Raw genomic sequence first — 5,438 nt, forward strand, 5'->3', positions numbered from 1 at the left:
CTGCCGATGGACGAACAGGGCCGCTTCCACGCCCGGCTTCCGGCCCAACCCTGACCGTATGGTACCCGCTCCGTTTAAGATCCGCCGCTGCGAGGCGCGCGATGTTGATCCCGCCTACGAGGTTTGTTTGCGCACCGGTGACGACGGCCAGGATGCCGCGCATCTGTTCGATGATCCCAGGGTGCTCGGTCACATTTTTGTCGGGCCCTACCTGAAACTGGAGCCGGAACTCGCGTTCGTGCTGGAGGATGACCACGGGGTGTGCGGCTACGCGCTTGGCGCGCTGGATTCCCGGAGATTTTACGACACCTACCTCACGCAATGGCTGCCGGAGATTCGCCGGCAGTACCCGGAGCCGGGCGGTGATCCAGCCCGGTGGACGCGGACACAAAAGGTCGTTTACGAATACCATCACCCGGACATCGTTTATCCCGAACCGTACGACGACTATCCCTCCCACCTGCACATTGACATTCTCCCGCGCGCGCAAGGCCGCGGCCTCGGAAATGAAATGATGCAGATTCTGCTGACTGCGTTGACGGCCAGGCGGTCGCCGGGGGTGCATCTCGCCATGGCCGCTGCAAATGTGCGAGCGGAACATTTTTACAAAAAACTGGGTTTTCACGAACTCCTGCGGGTAAAGGATGTATTGTATCTCGGGAAAAAACTGCCGTGAGATTACAATTCAAAGATGAAGAACTCCGCTCCTTGTTTGTCGGATGAGGTTTTTCCGTACCTGCGGCGCGACCCGCGTGTGCGAGCGAAGATTCGCGGAGACATTATCGGGCACATGGACTGCACTTCGAACCCTCCCGGTATGGTCCAGGGAATTGGAGTGATGGAAGAAGGAGACACACAATGAAGAGATGGCTGCTAACGCTGTTTATTGGCGCCATCCATGAGTGCTGCCCGGCGGACGCGTTTATCATTGCTCCCACGCCGCCCCCTGGACCCGGACCAGGACCGGCGTATACAGCAACATTTTTCCCGTTCTTTCTCCAGCAGATCCAACTGAACTCAATGCGCTACCAACAGGTTTACAACGCTTCCGTGTTCACGAACGTAGCCCCGGAGTGCATCTACATCACAACTCTGACGTTCATTCAGAGCTTCAACCAACAGGGGACCACGAAATTGACCATCACTAACATGCAGATCAACCTCTCCACCACACAGAGCGGAGCCGATAACCTGAGCACCAATTTCGCGGATAATGTAGGGTCAGACGACACAATCGTTTTCGGTCCAGGACGGCACGATTTCGATGACACCATGGGCGGGGGGCGATTTCTGATCTTGCTCGATCAGCCGTTTCGTTACAACCCGTCCTCCGGCAATCTGCTGCTGGACGTTCGCATCTTCAACGGAGCAGGGCCAGTCGTTACAAATCCGCTCGCGTCACCTGCGCTGCAGGCGTTCAACTCCCTGACCGATGAATCGTCAAGGGTATGGGCGACCAATGTCACGGATTCCGTCGCTTCGGGAGTGGATACGATGGGCCTGGACACGGTGATTCAATTTAGCGCAGTGCCTTCGTTGCAAATCCAAGTTGAGTCGGTATTCGGAACAAATCGGCAGGTGGTCAGATGGCCTGCTCAACCGAGTGTGTTCGTTCCTCAAACGTCGCCGCAGGTCGGAAGTAACGCCGTGTGGCAAACAATCACCAACGGCATTCTAGGCAGCCCTGACGGCCCAGATAGGGCGATTTATTTGCCCGTCCCGCCGCTGGGAACGTCTGGTTTCTACCGGCGCCTTTGGGAGTCTGGCAAGCCAGCGCAGCCCGTCGCCATTTCGGTCTTGCCCGAAGCAAGACGCGAGTCACCTCAAATAAAATAGCCACATATTCCTGCTCAATGCCTTGCTGCCAGCCCCGTAACATGAGCTTCCCTTTCAAATGCTTGCTGAATAATTCTCCCCAAGATACGCCCTGCGGATCAATGCCCGTTTCCAATCTGGCCCGGATTCCAAGGCGCGATTCTGCTCGTGGTCACTTTTCGTTTTTAGCGCCGAGATGCAACCCTGTCTTCGCCTCGGGAGCCGGATGATTCAACGCCGCATGAAATCCGGTCAAACGGCAGTTCTCGGCATCGACGGCGGAGGCACGCGCAGCCTGGCCGTGGCGGTGGACCTGGATGGACAAATCCTCGCTACTGCCAAAGCCGGTTCGTTGAATTTCTTTGGGGCAGGACTGGCGGAAGCGCAGCAAAACTTGAAGCGTCTAATCAGTTCCATTGATCGGCAACTCCCGACGAAAACCCGCGTCACGCGCGTCGTTGTCGGCTGCGCCGCCTTGTTCACCGATGCCACCGACGCGGAAAAACGGCGGTTGTGCGGTGGGATTGTGCCCGAGTCCAGAACGCGCGTGGTGAGCGATTGCCAGACCGCCTGGTTTGGCGCGACGCTGGGCAGGCCGGGCGTGGTCGTGGTCACGGGCACCGGGTCCATTGTTCTTACGCAAAGCCGGACCGGCGAACTGTGCCGCATCGGCGGCTGGGGCCACATCCTCGGCGATGAAGGCAGCGCTTACTGGATCGCCCTCGAATCCGTCAAAGCAGCGGTCCTCGCAACTGAACGGCGCGGTCCAAATACATCGTTGGCCCGTCATGTTTGCGATTGGTTTGGAGTCAACGAACTCGTGGAACTCATCCCTATCATCCATCAATCCGGCTTCGCCAAGGAAAAGTTCGCTGCGCTGAGTGGGTTCCTCGCTGACGGTCGTGCGCGACGCGACCTGGTTTTCCGGCGGATATGTCGTCGCGCGGGACAGGCGCTGGCCGGTCAAACGCTGGCGGCGGCGAAGGTCGCGGGTTTGAAAATAAAATCGTTGCCGGTTCATTTGGTGGGCAGTGTCGTGGAACGAAATTCCCTGGTTCGCAAAAGCTTGATCGCCGCGCTAGAAAAGGAACGGTCGGTTCGCGTGTGCCGGCCGGCGTTGTCCCCGGTGCTCGGCGCGGCGGCTCTGGCGTTGCGGGATGCCGGCATTGAGTTGTCGCCCATGCTGACGAAGCAGCTGGCGGCTTCCTACCGCAACGCGGCACGCGTCGAAGTCAGGAAATCATGAGCGCGTACGACTCCTATTACACCGAAGTTCAGAAGCAACTGGCGCAGGTTCACGCCGGGCAACGCAAGGCCCTTGAACAGGCGGCGGCGTGGCTGGGTGAGGCGCTGGTGAACGACCGATGGCTATACGCATTCGGCACCGGTCACTCGCACATGCTGGCCGAAGAGATTTTCTATCGTGCCGGCGGGCTGGCTCATGCCGTTCCGATGCTGGACGACAAGCTGATGTTGCACGAGAACGCCATCGAGGCCACCTACGTCGAAAGGCAGGAAGGCTATGCCGCCGGATTGCTGGAGCGGTATCCGGTCGCCGCCGGAGACCTGCTGATCGTGGCTTCCAATTCGGGACGGAACGCCGTGCCGATCGAACTGGCGCTGGCCGGTCGCGGTCGCGGGTTGAAAGTGGTGGTCATCACGAGCCTGCAACAAACGAGCGCCTGGCCTTCGCGGCATTCGTCCGGCAAAAGGCTGGCCGACGCGGGCGACCTCGTCATTGACAACTGCGCAGTGAACGGCGACGCGTGCGTGAAGTTGATTGGAATGCCGGGCGCGGTCGGCCCGACTTCCACCGTAACGGGCGCACTGATCGTGAACCTGATCATCGTGCAGGGCATCGAGAATGCGCTCGCGCGCGGTGTCGCGCCGGAGATCTACATCAGCAGCAACACCACCGGCGACGATCACAACAACAGTCTGCTGAAAAAATACCGGAGCCGCATCCGCCATTTGTAACCGGCAAGGGAGGTGGACCAGGGCGACGGGCTGTTGAGATCGCTGCAACCATTGACGATTGAGTCTTCCTTCGCGGGCCGCTACCTTGAACAAAGTTGATCAATCGAATGAACGCATTGTTGCTGCACGAATTCCATCAGGCACTGGGAGCGAAGTTTACGGAAGTGAACGGACTCGAAGTCGTCGAAAGCTACGGAGATGCGTTTGAGGAACACGCCGCGTTGCGTAAAAGCGCCGGCGTTCTCGATCTGAGTTGTCGCTCCCGACTTTGCCTGACCGGCGCCGATCGCCGAAAATTTCTCCACGGCCAGGTCACCAATGACGTGAACCGGTTGAAAACGGGTGAAGGCTGTTACGCCGCGCTGGTGAACGCCAAAGGCAAAATACAGAGCGACCTGAACATTTATTTGCTCGAAAACGAAATCCTGCTGGACTTCGAGCCCGGCTACAGCGGTGCGGTCGCGCAACGGCTGGAGAAATACATCATCGCGGACGACGTGCAACTCGTGGACGCCGCCCCGCATTACGGATTGTTGAGCGTGCAGGGGCCAATGGCGACCGAAGCAGTCCGCCAACTGGATCCCGGGGTGGAACCACCGAAGAAATCGATGAGTTTTGTTTTGCGCAAGGATTCCGCGCTCGGCGAAATTTATTTGGTGAACGTCGCGCGCACGGGCGGACGGTACGGATTTGACTTGTTCGTGCCAGCGGCGGCGCTGGGCGCGGTGGCGGATAAACTCGTCGGTGCGGTGAAAGCGGTCGGCGGTCGCGCTTGCGGGTGGCAGGCGTTGGAGATCGCGCGGATCGAAGCGGGCATCCCGCGTTTTGGCGCGGACATGGACGAGAGCAACCTGGCGCCGGAAACGGGCATTGAAACTCGCGCGATCAGTTACTCCAAAGGCTGCTATATCGGGCAGGAAGTCATCGCGCGCATCCGCACCTACGGGCAGGTGGCCAAGGCCCTATGCGGGTTGCGTCTGTCCGGGGACATCAAAGTGATGCCGGCCAAAGGCGACAAACTATTCAAGGAGAGCAAGGAAGTCGGCTACATCACTAGCGCCATCACGTCGCCGACACTCAAAGCGAACATCGCCCTCGGCTACGTCCGGCGCGAGCACAACCAGGCTGGCACGGAACTGGTGGTGCGAACTGCCGAGGTGGATTGCCCCGCAACGGTCGTTGCGCTACCTTTCGTCAATGAGTGATCAGCAGGATTGGGAGCGATCCACCCGGCGCGTACATTTTGTCTGCGGAATTCTGGTCGGAGGTCTGATCGGACTCCGCATTGGCTGGAGTTGGCTTTCGGATGGTCCTCGCTGGCTGAGTGCGCTGAGTGTGGCGGGGTTCGCGCTCGGTTGTGGCGGATTTGCCTGGAAGTATCTCGATGAATTTTGGCACGGATTGTTGCGATGGTTCGGGAGGTGAAATTGGCAAACTCCGCGCGTGACAAGGCGGAACGTTCGTGGCAACTCTTGGCACATGAAACGAACGATTTGGATTTCCGTATTCTTTGGCCTGTTGGCCTTCGGCCTCGCCAACGCGGCCGAAAATGAGAAGAAGGAAGAGAAGAAGGCTACGGGTCCGGCGGATCTCACCGATCCCTCCAAACTCACCGAGAAAGCCCCGGACTCGTTCAAAGTGAAATT

General features: G+C 58.9%; 6 protein-coding genes. All 6 read left to right on the forward strand.

Annotation, left to right across the window (positions count from 1 at the left end; all coding sequences use genetic code 11):
• Positions 1 to 676, forward strand: a 676-nt coding sequence (locus tag VN887_10590; protein ID HXT40456.1) for a GNAT family N-acetyltransferase, incomplete at its 5' end; no start/stop codon positions are given.
• A 182-nt stretch (positions 677 to 858) separates the two neighbouring features.
• Positions 859 to 1,836, forward strand: a complete 978-nt coding sequence (locus VN887_10595; GenBank protein ID HXT40457.1) for a hypothetical protein — start codon at positions 859 to 861, stop codon at positions 1,834 to 1,836.
• Between the two features lie 220 nt (positions 1,837 to 2,056).
• Entirely contained in the window at positions 2,057 to 3,061 is a 1,005-nt protein-coding gene (locus VN887_10600; protein HXT40458.1) for a BadF/BadG/BcrA/BcrD ATPase family protein, read from the forward strand.
• On the forward strand, positions 3,058 to 3,792 hold the full coding sequence (locus tag VN887_10605; GenBank protein HXT40459.1) for an SIS domain-containing protein: 735 nt from the start codon (positions 3,058 to 3,060) through the stop codon (positions 3,790 to 3,792). Before VN887_10600 ends, VN887_10605 begins: the two co-directional genes overlap by 4 nt.
• Positions 3,793 to 3,899: 107 nt before the next feature.
• Positions 3,900 to 4,997, forward strand: coding sequence for an aminomethyltransferase family protein (locus VN887_10610; protein HXT40460.1), 1,098 nt, complete (start codon positions 3,900 to 3,902; stop codon positions 4,995 to 4,997).
• A complete protein-coding gene (locus VN887_10615; protein ID HXT40461.1) occupies positions 4,990 to 5,217 on the forward strand; it encodes a hypothetical protein in 228 nt (75 codons plus the stop codon). The genes VN887_10610 and VN887_10615 overlap by 8 nt, the downstream gene beginning before the upstream one ends.
• Positions 5,218 to 5,438 lie beyond the last annotated feature (221 nt).

The organism is Candidatus Angelobacter sp. (assembly GCA_035607015.1).
Lineage (GTDB): Bacteria > Verrucomicrobiota > Verrucomicrobiia > Limisphaerales > AV2 > AV2.

Bases quoted from the DNA above. Each gene is read 5' to 3' on its own strand.
- VN887_10595 (HXT40457.1), top strand. From the start codon at position 859: ATGAAGAGATGGCTGCTAACGCTGTTTATTGGCGCCATCCATGAGTGC.
- VN887_10600 (HXT40458.1), top strand. From the start codon at position 2,057: ATGAAATCCGGTCAAACGGCAGTTCTCGGCATCGACGGCGGAGGCACG.
- VN887_10605 (HXT40459.1), top strand. From the start codon at position 3,058: ATGAGCGCGTACGACTCCTATTACACCGAAGTTCAGAAGCAACTGGCG.
- VN887_10610 (HXT40460.1), top strand. From the start codon at position 3,900: ATGAACGCATTGTTGCTGCACGAATTCCATCAGGCACTGGGAGCGAAG.
- VN887_10615 (HXT40461.1), top strand. From the start codon at position 4,990: ATGAGTGATCAGCAGGATTGGGAGCGATCCACCCGGCGCGTACATTTT.